Genomic DNA, 17,441 nt, shown 5'->3' with positions numbered 1-17,441 from the left:
TATCGATACGCCAATCTCTATTGGCGAGGCGCCAACAACGTGTTACGAATCTGTGCAAAGCACCTCACGCCTTGGAGGCGACATGAGTGAGGCGACGCGCAGAGACTTCCTCAAGATCACGGGAGCGGCGGCCACCGTGAGCGTCATCGGAGCCGCGCAGGCCCCCGGAAAGCGGGTGGCCATCCTCGGGGGAGGGGTGGCCGGCCTGTCGGCCGCCCTTCCCCTTCCCGCTGCCGCCGAACCCCCGGATCTACGACCTGAGCAGCCTCATCGCCACGATCATCTCCGGCCTGCAGACGGTCTTGAAGCTCTCGCTCACCGAGGCGACGTTCTTCGCGCAGAAGATCGGTGTCTACGCCACCAGCTCCGACGAGCGCCGCCTCGGCCAGTGGGACAACATCACCTGGGCCGACTACATCAGGTCCGGCTGGTTCTCCGACGAGTACAACAAGTTCTTCGCCGACGGCACCATCCGCAACCTCGCGGCCACCAAGTCCAAGGACGCCAGCACCCACTCGATCGGCCTGGTCGGCGAGGCGACGCTGTGGAGCATCCTCGGGCTCGGCAACGAGCCGGGCGCCTCCATCGACCGGGTGCTCAACGGCTCCACCAGCGAGATGTGGCTCGACCCGTGGGTCGCCTACCTCCGCTCCAAGGGAGTGGTCTTCAACGTCGGCTGGAACGTCGACGGGCTCACGTTGTCCGGCGGCAGGATCACCGGCGCGACGGCCGGGCCGGGCCGGACGATCAGCGCCGACTGGTTCATCGTCTCGATGCCCTCCGAACGCGCCGCCAAGCTCGTCACGCCCGCCCTCGTCGCCGCCGACCCCAGGCTGGCCGGCATCCCCCGGCTGCGGCAGGACTGGATGAACGGCCTGATGTTCTTCCTCAAGAAGGAGGTGCCTCTCACGCCGGGCCACGTGAACTACGTCGACTCGGCCTGGGCCGTGACCTCGATCAGCCAGGCGCAGTTCTGGAAGAGGGACTTCACCACGTACGGCGACGGCACCGTCAAGGACTGCCTGTCCACGATCATCTCCGACTGGTTCACCGCCGGCACGTTCAACGGCAAGAAGGCCAAGGACTGCACCCCGCAGGAGATCGCCACCGAGGCCTGGGCCGAGATCAAGGCCCACACCCCGGAGATCACCGACAGCGCGCTGCACTCCTGGTTCCTCGACCCGGCCATCCAGAACGGCACCAACGACGAGCCGCTGTTCATCCAGCACCCCGGCTCGTGGAAGGAACGGCCCGACTCCAAGACCGCCATCCCCAACCTGTTCCTGGCCGGCGACTGGGTGCGCACCCCGATCAACGTCACCACCATGGAAGGCGCCTGCCAGGGCGCCCGCCAGGCCGTCAACGCCCTGCTCGACGCCTACGGCTCCAACGCCTCACGGTGCTCGGTGCACCAGCTCTACCGCTCGCCGCTGTTCGTGCTGGAACAGGCGGAGGACAAGGCGCGCTACCGCCTCGGCCTGCCCAACAAGTGGGACATCCAAGACACCAGATGGCCATGACCGACGCGGACGTCGTGGTCGTCGGGGCTCGATGCGCGGGGTCGGCCGCCGCCACCGCCCTGGCCAGGGCGGGACGCCGGGTCATCGCGGTCGACTCCGCGCGCTTCCCCTCACCGACGATCTCCACCCACCTCATGTGGCCGGGCGGGCTGGCCGAGCTCGCCCGGCTCGGCGCCCTGGACCGGGTCGAGGCGCTGGGCGCGCCCCGGCTGCCGACCGCGTCCGTCGAGATCCCCGGTGTCCGCGCCGCCGGCGGGTACAGCCCGGTCGACGGGATCGACTACGCCATGTGCGTGCGTCGTACCGGGCTGGACTTGGCGCTCGTCGAGACGGCACGGGCGGCCGGCGCCGAGGTGCGCGAGGGCGCCCGGGTGACCGGCCTGATCTGGTCGGACGGCCGGGTCGCCGGGGTGGAGGTGAGCGAACGCGGCGGGCGCGCCTACGCGCTGCGCGCGCCGTTCGTCATCGGCGCCGACGGCCGCCGCTCCACGGTCGCCCGGCTGGTCGGCGCCGCCCGGCCGTACCTCAGCAGGCGGGACGGCCGGGCCTGCTACTACGCCTACTTCGACGACCCGCGCGAGGACCTGCGGCCGGTGGCGGCGCAGTGGCGGCAGGGGGCCGAGCTGGGCACGGCGTTCCCGTGCGACGACGGGCTCACCCTGGTGCTGCTCATGCCGCCCGACGCCCGGTCCGCCGACTTCCGGCAGGATCCGGAGAAGGAGTACGACCGGACGATCGACGAGCTGCTGCCCGGCCTGCGCGAGCGGCTGCGCGGCTGCGTGCGGCGCTCCAAGGTCTTCGGAGCGCACGCGCTGGAGTCGTACTTCCGCGCCTCGAACGGGCCCGGCTGGGCGCTGGCCGGCGACGCCGGCCACTTCAAGGACCCGGTCACGGCGCAGGGCATCCGCGACGCCCTGCGCTTCGGCCGCCTGCTGGGAGAGACCCTGGCCGGACAGACCCGCCCCGCGACGGCGGAAGAGGCGCTCCAGGAAGCACCCGGCACACCGGACGGGGTGGACGCGGCGGTCGCGGCCTGGGAGCGGCGGCGCGACCACGAGTGCCTGGAGACGTTCTACTGGACCGAGCGCACCGGCCGGGCCGAGCCCGTCGGGCCGCTGGACGTCGAGATGCACCGCGCGCTGCGCGCCGACCCCGCCCTCATGCGGCGCTTCCTGGACGTCTACTCGCGCATCGTCCGGCCCGGGGCGGCGCTCACCACGCCCCGCCTGGCCGGCTGGACGCTGCGCGCGCTGCTGCGCCCCGGCACCGACCGGACCGGCCTGCTCGCGTACGTCGCCAGGACGGCACGCGAGCTGCGCCTGGAGCGGGCGACGCTCAGGTCACCACCCGGAACGTCTGATGCGTCATCGCGGGCGTCACCAGTGTCCTGACCACCTCCAGCTCCACCGGCGCCCGCCCGTCGCCGAACAGCGGCAGCCCCTCGCCGAGCAGCACGTGCGCCACATGCAGCCGCAGCTCGCCGACCAGCCCGGCGGCCAGCGCCTGCCGGCACACGTCCACGCCGCCGACCACCCACACGTCCCGGTCGCCGGCCGCCGCCCGCGCCCGCTCCACCGCGCTCGCCACGCCGTCGGTCACGAACGTGAACGTCGCCGGCGGCTTGACCAGCGGCTCGCGCTGCTGATGGGAGAGCACGAACACCGGCCACGGGAACGGCGGCGCCTCCCCCCACGGCTCCAGCCCCGCCCGGAACATGCCCATGCCCATCACGTAGGCGCCCGGCTCGCGGGCGAACTCGCCGGAGACCTCCAGATCCGCCTCGGCCTCGCTGAAGATCCACTCGTGCAGCCGTCCCAGATCACCACCCGGTCCGGTGGCGAACCCGTCGACCGACACCGTCATGTTCAGCACGACCTCACCCATGTCGCTCTCCTCTCGTCGTCCGGTGGACCGTCCTGGTAGACCGCCGACGGGCGGAGAACTCATCGCTGACGTGAACCGGACGAGCCTTTAGGCTCTGCGGCGATGGAACGCGAACGATTCACCCCAGGTTCCGGCCGTCTCGACCCGCGAGCGGCCCTGTGCTCCGACGCTCCCGCCCTCGATCTGAACGGCACCTGGCGGTTCCGCCTGTCACCCACGGCCGGTGTGTCCCCGGCCTTCGCCGAACCCGGCTACGACGACTCGGCCTGGCACGACCTGCCCGTGCCGTCGCACTGGCCGCTGCACGGGCACGGCGCCCCCGCCTACACGAACGTCTCCTATCCCTTCCCGCTCGACCCGCCGCGCGTGCCGGACGACAACCCGACCGGCGACTACCGGCGCGGCTTCGACCTGCCGCACGACTGGAGCGGCGGCCGGCTGCGCTTCGAGGGCGTCGACTCCTGCGCCAAGGTCTGGCTCAACGGCCACGAGCTGGGCTTCTCCACCGGCAGCCGGCTGCCCGTCGAGTTCGACGCGGGCCCCTACCTGGTGCCGGGACGCAACGTGCTGGCCGTGCGCGTCCACCAGTGGTCGGCCGCGAGCTACCTGGAAGACCAGGACATGTGGTGGCTGCCGGGCATCTTCCGCGACGTGACGCTGACCCGCTCGGCCGCCGACGTCTTCGTCCACGCCTCCTGGACCGGCGGCCGTGGCACGCTCTCCTTCGACGGCTCCGGCCGGCTGAGCGTCCCCGAGCTCGGCGTCGCCGACCTGCCGGCCGGCACCGAGATCACGCTCGACGTCGAGCCGTGGACCGCCGAGACGCCCCGCCTCTACGACGCGGTGGTGACCCTCCCCGACGAGTCCGTACGGCTGCGCGTCGGCTTTCGCACCGTCTCCATCGAGGACGGCGTCCTGCTGGCCAACGGGCGTCCCCTGCTGCTCAAGGGGGTCAACCGGCACGAGTTCCACCCCGAGCACGGCCGCGCGGTGCCGTACGAGACCATGCGCGAGGACGTGCTGCTGATGAAGCGGCACAACGTCAACGCCGTCAGGACCAGCCACTACCCGCCGCACCCCGCCTTCCTCGACCTCTGCGACGAGCTCGGCCTGTGGGTGATCGACGAGTGCGACCTGGAGACGCACGGCTTCGGCCAGGTCGGCTGGCGCGGCAACCCCGCCGACGACCCCCGCTGGGCCGAGGCGTGCCTCGACCGGATGCGCCGCATGGTCGAACGGGACAAGAACCATCCCAGCGTGATCATGTGGTCACTCGGCAACGAGGCGGGCGTCGGCCGCAACCTCGCCGCCATGGCCGCCTGGACCCGACAGCGCGACCCGTCGCGGCCGATCCACTACGAGGGCGACCCCTCCTGCGCCGACACCGACGTCTACTCGCGGATGTACGCCACGCACGCCGAGGTCGAGGCCATCGGGCGGGGCGCGGAGGAGCCGCTCGCCGATCCCGCCCTCGACGCGCGGCGCCGCGCGATGCCGTTCCTGCAGTGCGAGTACGCCCACGCCATGGGCAACGGGCCCGGCGGGCTGGCCGAGTACCAGGAGCTGTTCGAACGCCATCCGAGGCTGGCCGGCGGGTTCGTCTGGGAGTGGATCGACCACGGCCTGGCGCACCCGGTCCTGGAGTACGCCTACGGCGGCGACTACGGTGAGCCGCTGCACGACTCGAACTTCGTGGTCGACGGGCTGGTCCTGCCCGACCGGACACCGTCGCCCGGGCTGCTCGACCTCAAGAAGGTGTTCGAGCCGGTCCGGTTCGAGTTCACCGGCGACGCGGTGCGGATCGTCAACCGGTACGGCTTCCGCGATCTCTCGTCGCTGGCCTTTCTCGGCGTCGTCGAGGTGGACGGGGTGCCGGTCAGTGAGTTCACGCTCGACGTGCCGGCCACCGGAGGCAGGGTCGTCTTACCCGGCGTGCCCGGCGTGCCCGGCGTGCCCGGCGCGGACGGCAGTGACGACAGTGGCGACGGCGACGGCGACGGCGACGGCGACGGTGACGGCGGCGACGGTGAGCGCTGGCTGACCGTGCGCGCCGTGCTGGCGGCCGACGAGCCGTGGGCCGGGGCGGGTCATGAGGTGGCCTGGTCCCAGTCCCGCCTGTCACCGCCCGCCCCCGCGCCGACTCCGGGCGGAGCGACCGGTCCCGCGAACCCGGTCCCGACCCCGGCCCCGGCAGTCGCCGGTTCCGCGAACCCGGTCTCGGACGTGGCGGCCTCCGGTCCGGGAAATCCGGTCCCGGCCTCGGTCGCAGGGGCGGGTGGGCCGGGCGTCGGTGCGGGGGAGGTGGTCGTCGGCGGCGGGCACTTCGACCCCGCCACCGGACGGCTGGTGCGGTTGTTCGGCATCGAGGTCGAGGGGCCGCGGCTGGAGCTGTGGCGGGCGCCGATCGACAACGACCGCTACGGCGGGCTCGTACGGACCTGGCGGCGGCTCGGCCTGCACCGGCTCACCCACCGGGTGGACTCCGTGGAGACCGGCGACGGCCTGGTCGTGCGCACCAGGGTCGCGCCCGCCGCCACCGACCTCGGCCTGCGCGTCGCCTACCGGTGGACCGAGGAGAACGACGGCCTCGGGCTGACCGTGGACCTCGTCCCCGAGGGGGAGTGGGCCGAACCCGTGCCGAGGATCGGCGTCGTCATGGCGCTGCCCGCGTCCTTCGAACGGGTCACCTGGTTCGGACGGGGCCCCGGCGAGGCGTACCCCGACACCGGCCTGGCCACGAGGGTCGGCAGGTGGTCCGCCACCGTCGAGGAACTGCAGACGCCGTACGTCTACCCCCAGGAGAACGGTCACCGGGCCGACGTCCGCTGGGCCGAGCTGACCGGCTCCGGGCGGGGGCTCCGGGTCACCGGCGACCCGGTGTTCGGGCTGACCGCCCGGCGCTGGACCACGGCCGACCTCGAACGCGCCCGCCACCGCCCCGACCTCGCTCCGGGCGGGCGCGTACACGTCAACCTGGACCTCGCCCAGCAGGGCGTCGGGACCGCGAGCTGCGGCCCCGGCCCCCTGCCTTGGTACGACCTCAGGCCGGCGGAGACGACCTTCCGCCTCCGCTTCAAGCCGGTCTGACCTCCCCCGGCCCTGACCACTTGGCGGGACCGGCCGGGAACATCCCGGCCGGTCCCCCGATGGTCAGGCGGGGACGGCGAGGACCGTGCCCGCGCCGACGGTCAGGCCGCCTTCGCGGATCGCGAAGCCGAGCCCCGGCTCGACCGCGACGGCCTTGCCCAGCTCGACCGTCACCTCGACCGTGTCACCCGGCTGGGCGGGCCCGTCCAGGAGCAGCTGCCCCGGCACGTCGGTGGTCCGCAGGTAGAACTGCGGCCGGTATCCCGGCGCGACCGGCCGCCGCCGCCCGCCCTCCTCCGGCGTGAGGAGGTGGAGCCGGGCGGTGAACGTCCGGTGAGCCCGCTGACTGCCCGGCGCGGCCAGCACCATGCCGCGCCGCACCTGCTCGCGGCGGACACCGCGCAGCAGGAGCGCGGCGTTGTCGCCCGCCTCGCCCCGCTCCATGGTCTTGCCGAACGTCTCCACCCCGGTCACCACCGCGGTGAACCCGTCGCCGAACCCGACGACCTCCACCTGGTCGCCGACGCGGACCGTGCCGCGTTCGACGGCCCCGGTGACGACCGTGCCCCGGCCGGTGACCGTGAGCACGTTCTCGACGGGCATCAGGAACGGCGCGTCCACGTACCGGACCGGTACGGGGATGCGCTCGTCGACCGCCCGCAGCAGCGCGTCGATCGCCGCCGTCCACTCCGGGTCGCCCGCGAGGGCGCGCAGCCCGGACACCCGGACCATCTCGACGTCCTGGTAGCCGTGCTCGGCGAGCAGCTCCTGCAGCTCCAGCTCGACCAGGTCGGTCAGCTCGGGGTCGGCGCCGTCGGCCTTGTTGACCGCGACGACCAGGTGCTCGACGCCGACCCGCCTGGCGAGCAGCACGTGCTCCCTGGTCTGCGGCATGATGCCGTCCTGCGCGGACACGACGAGGATGGCCCCGTCGAGCTGCGCCGCGCCCGTGATCATGTTCTTCACGTAGTCGGCGTGGCCCGGCATGTCCACGTGCGCGTAGTGCCGGCCGGCGGTCTCGTACTCGACGTGCGAGATGTTGATCGTGATGCCCCTGGAGTGCTCCTCCGGGGTGCGGTCGATCCGCTCGAACGGCGTGTAGGTCGCCTGCCCGCGCTCCGCGAGCACCTTCGTGATCGCGGCGGTCAGCGTGGTCTTGCCGTGGTCGACGTGGCCCATCGTGCCGATGTTGAGATGCGGCTTGTTGCGCGCGTAGGCCTGCTTGGCCATGATCTCTTTCCTTCGAAGCCTGGATCCGTGGTGACCCGTCAGGGTCGGCTACCTCTCCCCGCCGGGTCACCCTCGGGACTCACGGGAAGAGGTCAGCGCTCCAGGCCGTCGAAGGCACGCTCGAACGCGCCCGCGGGTGCGGGCGCCGAGAGCTGAGCGTGCCGGAACATGATGACCATGATGTGGGCCTCAGCACCGGGCTGCAACGGATTATTCCGGCAATATGTGTGCATGGCCGACCGCGACGAGAGGACCAACGCGTGGCTGGAACAACGGGCCGCCGGCTCGCCGAGCTGATCGCCGAGTACGAGGTGCCGGGCGCGGCCCTCGCCTACCTGCATGACGGAGAGGTGCACGAGTTCGCCGCCGGGGTGCTCAACAGGGCCACCGGCGTGGAGGTCACCCCCGACTCCCTCTTCCAGATCGGCTCGGTCACCAAGGTGTGGACCGCCACCATGCTCATGCAACTGGCCGAGCGGGGCGGCCCTGGGCCGGACACCCCGGTGCTGGAGGTGCTGCCGGAGTTCAGGGTGGCCGACCCCGGCGTGACCAGGAGCGTCACGATCCGGCACCTGCTGACCCACACCAGCGGCATCGACGGCGACCTGTTCCTCGACACCGGACGCGGCGACGACTGCGTCAGCAGGTACGTCGAGGCCTGCGCCGACCTGGCGCAGAACCACCCCCTGGGCGTGACCCAGTCCTACTGCAACTCGGGCTACGTGATCGCCGGCCGCATCCTGGAACGGCTCGACGGCAAACGCTGGGACGACGTGTTACGCGAGCGGATCGTCGAGCCGCTCGGCCTCACCCACACCTGGACCCTGCCCGAGGACGTGCTGCGCTTCCGCTCGGCCACGGGCCACCTGGACGGCGAGCCGACCCCCATCTGGGGTCTCATGCGCTCGGTCGGGCCCGCGGGGCTGATCTGCGCCCGGCCCGCCGACGTGGTCGCCTTCGCCCGGGCCCACCTCGACGGCGGCCTGCTGGACGATCCGCGCGCCCTGTGGGAGCCGCAGGTCGACATCCCCAACCCGTACACCCTCGGCCGGCACTGGGGCATCGGCTGGATCCTCGACGAGTGGGACGGCCACCGCGTCATCTCCCACGGCGGCAACACCATCGGCCAGCACGCCATGCTCTGGATCGTCCCCGGCACCGGCACGATCGCCTGCGTGACGGCCAACGGCGGCCACAGCGCCGCCTTCGCCCGCGCTCTGGTCACCGAGCTGTTCGCCGAGCTCGACGGTCTGACCGTGCCGCCCGCGCTCGGCCCGCCCGAGACGCCCGTCGCGGTCGACGCCGATAGGTACGCTGGTCGTTACGAACGGGTCGGCACCCGCCTGACGTTCGCCGGGCGCGACGGCGGGCTCCGGCTGCGCCTGGAGAACACGGGCCCGCTCGCCGCGCTGAAGCCGCCACAGGAGGCCGACCTCGTCCCCGTCGACGAGACGACCTTCGTCGGACGCCTGCCCGGCGACCCCGCCTGGACCTCGGTCGTGTTCTACGAACTGCCCGACGGCTCCCCGTACGTGCACCTGGGCGCCCGCGCCACGCCCAGAACCGGCTGAGCGCCGCGGGCGAGACCCGGGAGCAGCGCGGGAGGGCGGTCGGCTAGAGCGGGATCCACTCGGTGGACGTGGTCACCTCGTCGAGCACGGCCGGGATCGGCTCCACGCCGAGCCCCGGCCGAGACGGCACCGCCAGATGGCCGTCGGACAGCTCGAACGGCTCGGTGATGTCGGTCGCGTAGTAGCGGCGCGAGCCGGAGGTGTCGCCGGGCAGCGTGAAGCCGGGCAGCGCGGCGAGCGCCACGTTCGCGGCGCGGCCGAGCCCGGTCTCGAGCATGCCGCCGCACCAGACGGCGATCCCGTTGGCCCGGCACAGGTCGTGGATGCGGCGAGCCTCCAGGTATCCGCCGATGCGGCCCGGCTTGATGTTGATGATGGAGCAGGAGCCGAGCGCGATCGCGGCCGCCGCGTGCTCGGCCGACTCGATCGACTCGTCCAGGCAGATCGGCGTGCGCAGCTGCCCGGCCAGCCGGGCGTGCTGCACGAGGTCGTCGTTGGCCAGCGGCTGCTCGATCAGCAGCAGCCCGAACTCGTCCAGCCTGGCCAGATGCCGAGCGTCCACCAGCGTGTAGGCGGCGTTGGCGTCGACCTGGAGCAGGATGTCGTCGCCGAACCGCTCGCGCACCGCCCGCACCGGCTTGACGTCCCAGCCCGGCTCGATCTTCAGCTTGATCCGTACGTAGCCCTCGTCCAGGTAGCCGCCGACGGCGTCGAGCAGCCGTGGGATCGAGTCCATGATGCCCACCGACACGCCGCAGGGCACCCGGTCGCGCGCCGCGCCCAGGAAACGGCCGAACGACTCGCCGGCGGCACGGAGCTGCGCGTCCAGCACGGCCGTCTCCACCGCCGCCTTGGCCATGCGGTGGCCCTTGACCGGCTCCAGCGCGCGGCCCACGGCGTGGGCGTCGAGGTCACCCGGCAGCGCGGGGAGCAGGAAGCGCCGGATCACCTCGGCCGCGCCGTCCACGTACTCCGAGGAGTAGAGCGGCTCCGACATCGCCACGCACTCGCCCCAGCCCTCGGCCTCGGGGGTGACGACCCGGACCAGCAGCACGTCGCGCGCCGTCTCGGTGCCGAACGAGGTGCGGAACGGCGCCACCAGGGGCATCGCGATCCGGCGCAGCTCGACTCCAGTGATCTTCATGCGCTCTCCTGCGTAGTGGGCAGGACGGGTGCCCCGGCCCGCCGGTGTCACGGCCACCGTATGACACGGCGCGGCGGGCGGGATTCGTGCGGGGCCACCAAGACGGCGCCCCCGATTGGTCGCGACCGACGGGTCCGGTCAGGAACGGGGGCGCGGCGGACGCCGGGACGCCGCCAGGCCCGGCTCGCCGCGGCACGGGGCGATCCGGACACCAGACGGGGTCCCCGGGCTGAGGCGCACCGAGCGCAGCGGCACCGTCACCTCGGGCGTCGCGTGGCGGCCGGCCGGGAAGCAAGCGGACAGGCGGGCCAGCACGGTTTCGACGGTGACGTCACCGTGCAGCGCGGTGCCGCCGTCGCGGCGGATCTCCAGCACGCACGGCACCGGCTGCCCGGCGAGCGCCAGCCCGCCCACCGTCGCGCCGGCCAGTGCGTCGAGGTCGCCGAGGGCCCACCCGTAGTGCCAGATGGCGGCCGCCACCACCGCCGCCGCCGGGTCGCCCGGCTCGGTGAGGACCAGGTCGAGCCCCTGGCAGAGCTCCTGCGCGATCCGCTCGGCGCCCCGGACGGCCCGCGTGCCGACGCGCAGGCCCGGCAGGTCGGGCATCGCCCCGCCCGCCTCGAAGATCAGCTTGATGCCGGTCCGGGCCCGGCCCGGACGGCTGTCACGCCATCCGCAGGCGACGACGTCCCTCGACTCGGCGACGCCCCAGCGGCCGATCCGCAACATGCGGCATGACTACCCGTTGACCACTCCGATCACACACGGTGACGATTATTTGACCAGGTGAAGAGCTGGATGATGAGCCGGCGGGCGCTGTTTCGTCGCTCTGCGTGTGTGAGGCGGAGCGCTCAGGGTAGCGCGTTGGCGTAAGCCTCGAAGGGGGAGACGTGGATATCAACATTGGCCAAGGCCTCACGGATGTCTGGCGGCAGATCGCCACGTTCGTCCCGAGGCTGATCGCCTTCATCGTCATACTCATCATCGGCTGGCTCATCGCCAAGGTGCTGGGCAAGATCGCCGAGAAGATCCTGGAGAAGGTGGGCTTCGAGCGGGCGGTGCAGCGCAGCGGCGTGAGCCGCGCGCTGGCACGCGGCAACTACACCGCCAGCGGCCTGGTCGGAAAAGTGGTCTTCTACGCCATTCTGCTGGTCACGCTGCAGATGGCGTTCAGCGTCTTCGGACCCAACCCGATCTCGGCGCTGCTGAACGCCGTGGTCGGCTGGCTGCCGGCGGCGGTCGTGGCCATCATCATCGTGGTGATCGCCGGCGCCATCGCCAGCGCCGTCAAGGACGTCATCTCCGGCGCGCTGGGCGGCCTGGCCTACGGCCCCTTGCTCGGGACGGCCGCCGCGGTGTTCATCTGGGCCCTGGGCATCATCGCCGCCCTCAACCAGATCGGCGTGGCCACCACCGTCACGACGCCGGTGCTGATCACCGTGCTCGCCACGATCGGAGCCATTGCCGCGATCGGCATCGGCGGCGGCCTGGTGCGGCCCATGCAGCAGCGCTGGGACCGCTGGCTGGGCAACATCGAGGAGCAGCTCCCGCAGGCCAAGGCCCATGCCGAGGCCTATCAGAGAGGACGGCAGGACGCCCGGCGGATGGCGCCGGCCGGCGAGCCGGCCGCACCCGTCCACGGAGAGCCGGGCGGAGCGGCCCCTCGTACCGAACCGGGGGGCACGACCGGCCGGGACCGCCCGGACTTCTGAACCGCCTGACAGTGACCGGGACCCACCGGTCCCGGTCCGGCTCAGTGACCGGGACCCACCGGTCCCGGTCCGGCTCAGTGACCGGGACCCGCAGGTCCCGGTCCGGCTCAGGCGGGGGACTCGTCGGTGAGCAGGCCCAGCTCGCGTGCCAGCCAGCAGATCGCGGTCAGCCGTACGGTGGCGAGGTCGTCCTCGCCGCCGGGCGTCCAGCCCAGGTGCCGCAACTCGTCCGCGAACCCCAGCAGGTAGTCGCCCAGCGTCTCGCGGTCGAGCGGGATCGCGTCCCGGAGCGCCGCGGCATGCTGATCCACCGCCGCCACCAGACCGGGCTCGACGGCCATCCGGTCCAGGTGGGTGTGACCCACCGTGTCCATCACCCACCGCAAGGGCGCAGCCGCCCAGCCATCCTCAAACATCACCAAATAACCTTAATGTCCAATTAAAATGCTCGTCCACGGGGGACGAAGTGCCACCCGCCGGACGAACGCCCCGACGCGACCCGCGCCCGGCCCTCAGCGGTCGAGAACACGCAGGGCGCGCGGGGAGACGCTGAGCGCGACGGGACCCTCGGGGGCGCAGACGACGGTGTCCGCGAGCCGCGCTCCGAACAGGTCGGGTACGTAGACGGCCGGTTCCAGGCAGAGCACCATCCCGGGCTCCAGGACCGTGGCGTCGCCCGGCCGCAGCCACGGGCCCTCGTCGGGGCCCAGGCCGACGCCCCTGCCGGAGCGGTCCGAGGCGAAGGATCCGTAGCCGCTGCCGTCCATCACGTCGACGGCGGCGGCGGCCACCGCGGCGGCCGTGGCCCCCCTGCCCGCCGCCCGCAGGGCCGCGGCGTGCGCGGCGACCACCACCGAGTACATGGCCTCGTAGTCCTCCGGCGGCTCGGCGACCGCGAAGACCCGTCCCACCTCCGCGCAGTAGCCGTCCCACCGGCCGCAGAGCGAGACCAGCAGCGCGTCACCCGGGTTGATCACGCGCTCGCCCGGGACGTGATCCGCCCGCGCCGTGTGCTCGCCCGCCGCGACCCGGAGGGACAGCACCTCCTCGCAGCCCGTCTCCAGCGCCAGCATCCGCAGCCTGGCCGCCATCGCCCGCTCGGTCGCGCCGAACCAGGCCAGCTCCCGTACCTGCCCGAGAACCGCCTCCGCCGCCGCGGCCGCCCGCCCGACCGCCTCGATCTCCGATGGCTCCTTGCGCAGCCGCAGCGGTGCCAGCGCCAGCGCGGCCGGCACCAGCTCGGCCTCGATCGCCAGGGCGAACAGCTCGCGGACCCGCATCTCCGGATCCACCCCGACCCGCCGCGCGTTCCCGGGGAGCAGCCGTCCCGGATCCGCGGTCTCGGCGAGCGCGTCCGGGGTGAGCACCAGGTACGGGCCATCCCGCCCGCCCAGGAACCGGAAATCGGGAGACGGGCGCAGCACCAGCGCGTCGAGACCGGCCTCGGCCATGGCCGCCCGCGCGGCGGTCACCCGCGCCCCCGTCGTCATGTCAGCCGCTTCATGTCCATTGGATCATTCCAGACGTGTCATCTCAATCGCGTCATTTCGCCTCGTGCAGCCAGCAGGCGACCGGGCCGAAGCGGGGCTCCTCGTCCCGGCACACGTCCATGACGAGCGGGCAACGCGGGTGGAACCGGCACCCTCCCGGCGGGTTGGCCGGATCGGGCACGTCACCCGGCAGCTCGGCGGGCAGCACGCCCATCCCGTCGGGCCGGGGGATGGCCCCGAGCAGCGCCCGCGTGTACGGGTGCCGGGGGTTCGCCCACACCTCCGCCGTGTCGCCCACCTCGACGATCCTGCCGAGGTACATGACGGCGATCCGGTCGGCGATCAGCCGCACCACCGACAGGTCGTGGCTGATGAACAGCAGGCCGGCGCCCGCGTCCACCGCCAGGTCGCGCATCAGGGTCGCGACCTGCGCCTGGGCCGAGGCGTCCAGCGCGGAGATCGGCTCGTCCCCGATCAGCATCCGCGGCCTGGCCGCCAGCGCCCGGGCGATCGCGACGCGCTGCCGCTGCCCGCCGGAGAACTCGTGCGGATGCCGTCCGGCGAAGTCACGCGGCAGGCCCACCCGTTCCAGCAGGTCGGCGGGGGTGGCGGCGGTGTCGCGCGCGGTCCGCAGCCCGTCGGCGATCTGGTCGCCCACGCGACGGCGCGGATTGAGCGACGCGTACGGGTCCTGGAACACCATCTGGATGCCCGTCTCCCGCCTGCGGCGCAGCCCCAGCGGGGCGACCGGACGGCCCTCGAAGGTGATGGAGCCCTCGGTGACCGGGTTCAGCCCGCAGGCCGCGCGGGCCAGCGTCGACTTGCCGCAGCCCGACTCGCCGACCAGGCCGACGACCTCGCCCGGGCTGACGGTCAGGCTCGCCCCCGCCACCGCCCGCACGACCGGGCGGCCGGGGGAGCGGTGCTCCACGACCAGGTCCCTGATATCCAGCGTCATGCGGTCTCTCCCGTCGGCGAATCAGGTGACGAGTCAGTCCGCGCGTCAGGCGGCTCGGGTGCCGAACCGGGCGGCTCGGGCGACGAGTCGGGCAGCGCGTCCAGCAGCGAGCGGGTGTAGGGGTGCGCGGGCTCGCGCAGCACCTGGCCGCGCGGCCCGGTCTCGACGACCAGGCCCTCCCGCATCACGCTCACCTCGTCGGCGATCGCCGACATCACGCCCAGGTCGTGGGTGACGAGCAGCACCGCCAGCCCGAGCTCGTCGCACAGGCCGCGCAGCAGCCGCAGCACGCCCGCCTGCACGGTCACGTCCAGCGCGGTCGTCGGCTCGTCAGCGATCAGCACCTTGGGTGAGCAGGCCAGCGCGATGGCGATCGCGACGCGCTGGCGCATGCCACCGGAGAACTGGTGCGGGAAGCGCCCGAACGCCTCATCGGCGCCCGGGATGCGCACCTTGCCGAGCAGCTCGACCGCCCTGGCCCTCGCCTCCGCCTTGTCCACGCCGAGGTGGTGGCGCATGTGCTCGGTCAGCTGCCTGCCGACCGTGAGCATCGGGTGCAGGCTGGTCGCCGGGTCCTGGAAGACCATGGCCACCTCGCCGCCGCGTACCCGGTTGAGCTCCCTGGGCGGCAGCGTCAGCAGGTCGCGGTCGCCGAGCGCGATGCGGCCGGTCGCCCGCGCGCCGTGCGGCAGCAGCCCGAGCACGGCCAGGCCGGTCATCGTCTTGCCCGACCCGCTCTCCCCGGCCAGGCCGTGCACCCGGCCCTCGGCCAGGGACAGGTCGACGCCGCGCAGGACCTCCCGGCCGCCGATCGACACCTTCAGCCCGCTGATGTCCAGCACGCTCCGGGAGGTCACAGTGCACGCTCCTTGATGGCACGGGCGGTACGCGGGTCCAGGGCGTCGCGCAGCGTGTCGCCGAGGAAGTTGAACGCCAGCACCACGGTCAGGATCGCCAGCCCCGGGAACGTCGCCACCCACCAGCTGTCGAACACCTCCACGCCGCCGGCCACCATCGCCCCCCACTCGGGGGACGGCGGCTTGGCGCCGAGGCCGAGGAACGACAGGCCCGACAGCAGCAGCAGCGCGGTGCCGATGTCCAGCGTGGCCAGGACCAGCACCGGGCCGGTCACGTTCGGCAGCACGTCGACGCGGAGCGAGCGCCAGGCGGAGAAGCCCAGCAGCCGCCCGCTCAGCACGAACTCGCGTTCCCGCACGCCGAGCACCAGCCCCCGGGTGACCCGGGCGTAGGACGGCCAGGCGACCACCAGCACGGCCAGCACCGCGTTGGTCAGGCTGGCGCCGAGGGCCGCGGCCACCACCATGGCCAGGATCACCGTGGGGAAGGCGAACACCAGGTCCGCCAGCCGCATGATCGACTCTCCCACCCATCTACCGAAATATCCGGCGCAGGCGCCGAGCAGGCCGCCGACCAGCACCGACATCACGACCAGCAGCAACGTCAGCGGGATCGACACCCGCGCGCCGTACAGAACCCTGCTGAGCACGTCGCGCCCGAGCTGGTCGGTGCCGAACCAGTGGCCGGGGCCCGGCGCGGCCAGCCTCGGCAGCTCCTGGGCCAGCGGATCGTACGGCGCCAGCACCGGCGCGGCGACCGCGATGACCAGCCAGGCCGCCGCGACCACGATGCCGACCACGGCCAGCGGCTGCCGCCACGCCTCCGGGAGCCGTCCGAGCAGCCCCTTGCGATCCCGTCTCACTGCGACCTCACGCGGGGATCGATGACGCCGTACAGGACGTCCACGATCAGGTTGATGACCAGGTACACCACTCCCACGACCAGGCCGACGCCCATGACGGCGGGCAGGTCGAGGGTGGTGGCGCTCTTGTAGGCGTACTGGCCGATGCCCGGCCAGGCGAAGATCGCCTCGACCAGCACCGTCCCGGACAGCAGGCTGCCGAAGGCCAGGCCCGCCACCGTGATGATCGGCACCAGCGCCGAGCGCAGCACGTAGCGGAACAGGATCACCCGGCCCGGCAGCCCCTTGGCCCGGGCGGCGCGCACGTAGTCCTGGCCGAGCACCTCCAGCACCGCCGAGCGGGTGAACCGGGTGAGCAGGCCGATCGTGTAGAGCGCCAGCACCAGAGCGGGCGTGACCAGGTGACCGGCCGCCGAGACGAAGATGTCCCACCGGCCCGCCAGCAGCGCGTCGATCGTCTGCAGCCCGGTCACCGGCGGCGCGCCGCCGAGCGCCGGGTCGACGCGTCCGCTGCCCGGGGTGATCTGCAGCCGGTAGAAGAAGACGTAGAACGCCACCAGCGCCAGCCAGAACGTCGGCACCGAGATGCCGATCAGGCTCAGCACCCGCAGCGCGTGGTCGGCGAACCGGTCCCGGCGCAGCGCCGCCACCACGCCGAACGCCACGCCGAGGATCAGCGAGACGACGATCGCCGCCCCGGCCAGCTCCAGGGTCGCCGGCACGAACTCGGCCAGGTCCTCGCTGACCGGCCGGTGACTCTGCTGGCTGGTGCCCAGGTCGCCCTGGACGAGGCCCTGCAGGTAGAGCCCGTACTGCTGCCAGAGGGGCTTGTCCAGCCCGTGCTCGGCCCGCCACTGGGCGACGATGGCCGGGTCGCCCAGCGCTCGCTGCCCCAGGTTGGCGGCCACCGGGTCGCCGGGCACCAGGTTCGTCAGCACGAACGTGACCAGCGTGATGCCCCAGGCCAGCAGGACGGCCGTGAGGATGCGCCGGATCAGGAACCGGGCGAGCGGGTGCGTCCCGCCGCGCCGCCGGCTGCGGGCCGTGGCGGGCGGGGGATCGCCGGACGGGCGCGGCGGGGAGGCCGCCGCGCCCGTGGCGTCGTCCATCTCGGACACGTCGCTG

The 17,441-nt window shown here is 72.9% G+C and carries 15 protein-coding genes; 5 read left to right on the top strand and 10 right to left on the bottom strand.

The genetic code is table 11. The features are described 5' to 3' along the window. The first annotated feature begins 302 nt into the window (after positions 1 to 302). Together IEY82_RS06100 and IEY82_RS06095 are read left to right on the top strand one after the other, a co-directional pair. Complete coding sequence (locus IEY82_RS06100; RefSeq protein ID WP_189122975.1) at positions 303 to 1,520, top strand: hydroxysqualene dehydroxylase; 1,218 nt, start codon at positions 303 to 305, stop codon at positions 1,518 to 1,520. Beyond that, entirely contained in the window at positions 1,517 to 2,911 is a 1,395-nt protein-coding gene (locus IEY82_RS06095) for an NAD(P)/FAD-dependent oxidoreductase (protein WP_189122974.1), read from the top strand. Before IEY82_RS06100 ends, IEY82_RS06095 begins: the two co-directional genes overlap by 4 nt. On the opposite strand, the gene IEY82_RS06090 is transcribed toward IEY82_RS06095, so the two are convergent. Then, positions 2,856 to 3,404: a dihydrofolate reductase family protein gene (locus tag IEY82_RS06090; RefSeq protein WP_189122973.1), complete on the bottom strand. Its 549-nt coding sequence runs from the start codon at positions 3,402 to 3,404 to the stop codon at positions 2,856 to 2,858. The genes IEY82_RS06095 and IEY82_RS06090 overlap by 56 nt on opposite strands. A 102-nt stretch (positions 3,405 to 3,506) precedes the next feature. On the opposite strand from IEY82_RS06090, the gene IEY82_RS06085 reads away from it, so the two are divergent. After that, a complete protein-coding gene (locus tag IEY82_RS06085) occupies positions 3,507 to 6,491 on the top strand; it encodes a glycoside hydrolase family 2 TIM barrel-domain containing protein (RefSeq protein WP_189122972.1) in 2,985 nt (994 codons plus the stop codon). Between the two features lie 63 nt (positions 6,492 to 6,554). Here the strand turns inward: IEY82_RS06085 and tuf are convergent, their stop codons facing one another. Next, positions 6,555 to 7,721: an elongation factor Tu gene (gene tuf / locus IEY82_RS06080; RefSeq protein ID WP_189122971.1), complete on the bottom strand. Its 1,167-nt coding sequence runs from the start codon at positions 7,719 to 7,721 to the stop codon at positions 6,555 to 6,557. 260 nt (positions 7,722 to 7,981) lie between these two features. Here tuf and IEY82_RS06075 point away from each other — a divergent pair, with 260 nt between their 5' ends. After that, positions 7,982 to 9,292, top strand: coding sequence for a serine hydrolase domain-containing protein (locus IEY82_RS06075; protein ID WP_189122970.1), 1,311 nt, complete (start codon positions 7,982 to 7,984; stop codon positions 9,290 to 9,292). A 43-nt stretch (positions 9,293 to 9,335) separates the two neighbouring features. Here IEY82_RS06075 and menC read toward each other — a convergent pair whose 3' ends face one another. After that, the gene (gene menC, locus IEY82_RS06070; protein ID WP_189122969.1) at positions 9,336 to 10,436 is read right to left on the bottom strand and encodes an o-succinylbenzoate synthase; all 1,101 of its coding nucleotides are present in this window, start codon (positions 10,434 to 10,436) and stop codon (positions 9,336 to 9,338) included. Between the two features lie 138 nt (positions 10,437 to 10,574). Next, positions 10,575 to 11,165: an acyclic terpene utilization AtuA family protein gene (locus IEY82_RS06065; RefSeq protein WP_189122968.1), complete on the bottom strand. Its 591-nt coding sequence runs from the start codon at positions 11,163 to 11,165 to the stop codon at positions 10,575 to 10,577. 161 nt (positions 11,166 to 11,326) lie between these two features. Between IEY82_RS06065 and IEY82_RS06060 the strand changes: the two genes are divergently transcribed. Further along, positions 11,327 to 12,148, top strand: a complete 822-nt coding sequence (locus IEY82_RS06060; RefSeq protein ID WP_189122967.1) for a mechanosensitive ion channel family protein — start codon at positions 11,327 to 11,329, stop codon at positions 12,146 to 12,148. Positions 12,149 to 12,255: 107 nt separating this feature from the next. Here IEY82_RS06060 and IEY82_RS06055 read toward each other — a convergent pair whose 3' ends face one another. From IEY82_RS06055 to IEY82_RS06030, 6 genes are all read right to left on the bottom strand, one after another. Continuing rightward, a complete protein-coding gene (locus IEY82_RS06055; RefSeq protein ID WP_225262330.1) occupies positions 12,256 to 12,564 on the bottom strand; it encodes a DUF6401 family natural product biosynthesis protein in 309 nt (102 codons plus the stop codon). A 96-nt stretch (positions 12,565 to 12,660) separates the two neighbouring features. Then, positions 12,661 to 13,638, bottom strand: a complete 978-nt coding sequence (locus tag IEY82_RS06050; protein WP_189122966.1) for a M24 family metallopeptidase — start codon at positions 13,636 to 13,638, stop codon at positions 12,661 to 12,663. Positions 13,639 to 13,690: 52 nt separating this feature from the next. Further along, positions 13,691 to 14,596: an ABC transporter ATP-binding protein gene (locus IEY82_RS06045; RefSeq protein WP_189122965.1), complete on the bottom strand. Its 906-nt coding sequence runs from the start codon at positions 14,594 to 14,596 to the stop codon at positions 13,691 to 13,693. Then, on the bottom strand, positions 14,593 to 15,453 hold the full coding sequence (locus tag IEY82_RS06040) for an ABC transporter ATP-binding protein (protein ID WP_189122964.1): 861 nt from the start codon (positions 15,451 to 15,453) through the stop codon (positions 14,593 to 14,595). The genes IEY82_RS06045 and IEY82_RS06040 overlap by 4 nt, the downstream gene beginning before the upstream one ends. After that, positions 15,450 to 16,316 (bottom strand): ABC transporter permease, encoded by an 867-nt coding sequence (locus tag IEY82_RS06035; RefSeq protein WP_189122963.1) that lies wholly within the window; start codon positions 16,314 to 16,316, stop codon positions 15,450 to 15,452. Before IEY82_RS06035 ends, IEY82_RS06040 begins: the two co-directional genes overlap by 4 nt. Further along, complete coding sequence (locus tag IEY82_RS06030; protein WP_225262331.1) at positions 16,313 to 17,425, bottom strand: ABC transporter permease; 1,113 nt, start codon at positions 17,423 to 17,425, stop codon at positions 16,313 to 16,315. Before IEY82_RS06030 ends, IEY82_RS06035 begins: the two co-directional genes overlap by 4 nt. Positions 17,426 to 17,441: the final 16 nt, after the last annotated feature.

The organism is Nonomuraea cavernae, from assembly GCF_014646355.1.
In the GTDB taxonomy this organism is placed as follows: domain Bacteria; phylum Actinomycetota; class Actinomycetes; order Streptosporangiales; family Streptosporangiaceae; genus Nonomuraea; species Nonomuraea cavernae.
Note: the sequence above shows the minus strand (reverse complement) of the source record. Positions and strands in the feature narration are given on the sequence as shown.

Bases quoted from the DNA above. Each gene is read 5' to 3' on its own strand.
- IEY82_RS06065 (WP_189122968.1), bottom strand. From the start codon at position 11,165: ATGTTGCGGATCGGCCGCTGGGGCGTCGCCGAGTCGAGGGACGTCGTC.
- IEY82_RS06030 (WP_225262331.1), bottom strand. From the start codon at position 17,425: ATGGACGACGCCACGGGCGCGGCGGCCTCCCCGCCGCGCCCGTCCGGC.
- IEY82_RS06050 (WP_189122966.1), bottom strand. From the start codon at position 13,638: ATGACGACGGGGGCGCGGGTGACCGCCGCGCGGGCGGCCATGGCCGAG.
- IEY82_RS06095 (WP_189122974.1), top strand. From the start codon at position 1,517: ATGACCGACGCGGACGTCGTGGTCGTCGGGGCTCGATGCGCGGGGTCG.
- tuf (WP_189122971.1), bottom strand. From the start codon at position 7,721: ATGGCCAAGCAGGCCTACGCGCGCAACAAGCCGCATCTCAACATCGGC.
- IEY82_RS06085 (WP_189122972.1), top strand. From the start codon at position 3,507: ATGGAACGCGAACGATTCACCCCAGGTTCCGGCCGTCTCGACCCGCGA.
- IEY82_RS06090 (WP_189122973.1), bottom strand. From the start codon at position 3,404: ATGGGTGAGGTCGTGCTGAACATGACGGTGTCGGTCGACGGGTTCGCC.
- menC (WP_189122969.1), bottom strand. From the start codon at position 10,436: ATGAAGATCACTGGAGTCGAGCTGCGCCGGATCGCGATGCCCCTGGTG.
- IEY82_RS06045 (WP_189122965.1), bottom strand. From the start codon at position 14,596: ATGACGCTGGATATCAGGGACCTGGTCGTGGAGCACCGCTCCCCCGGC.
- IEY82_RS06055 (WP_225262330.1), bottom strand. From the start codon at position 12,564: ATGTTTGAGGATGGCTGGGCGGCTGCGCCCTTGCGGTGGGTGATGGAC.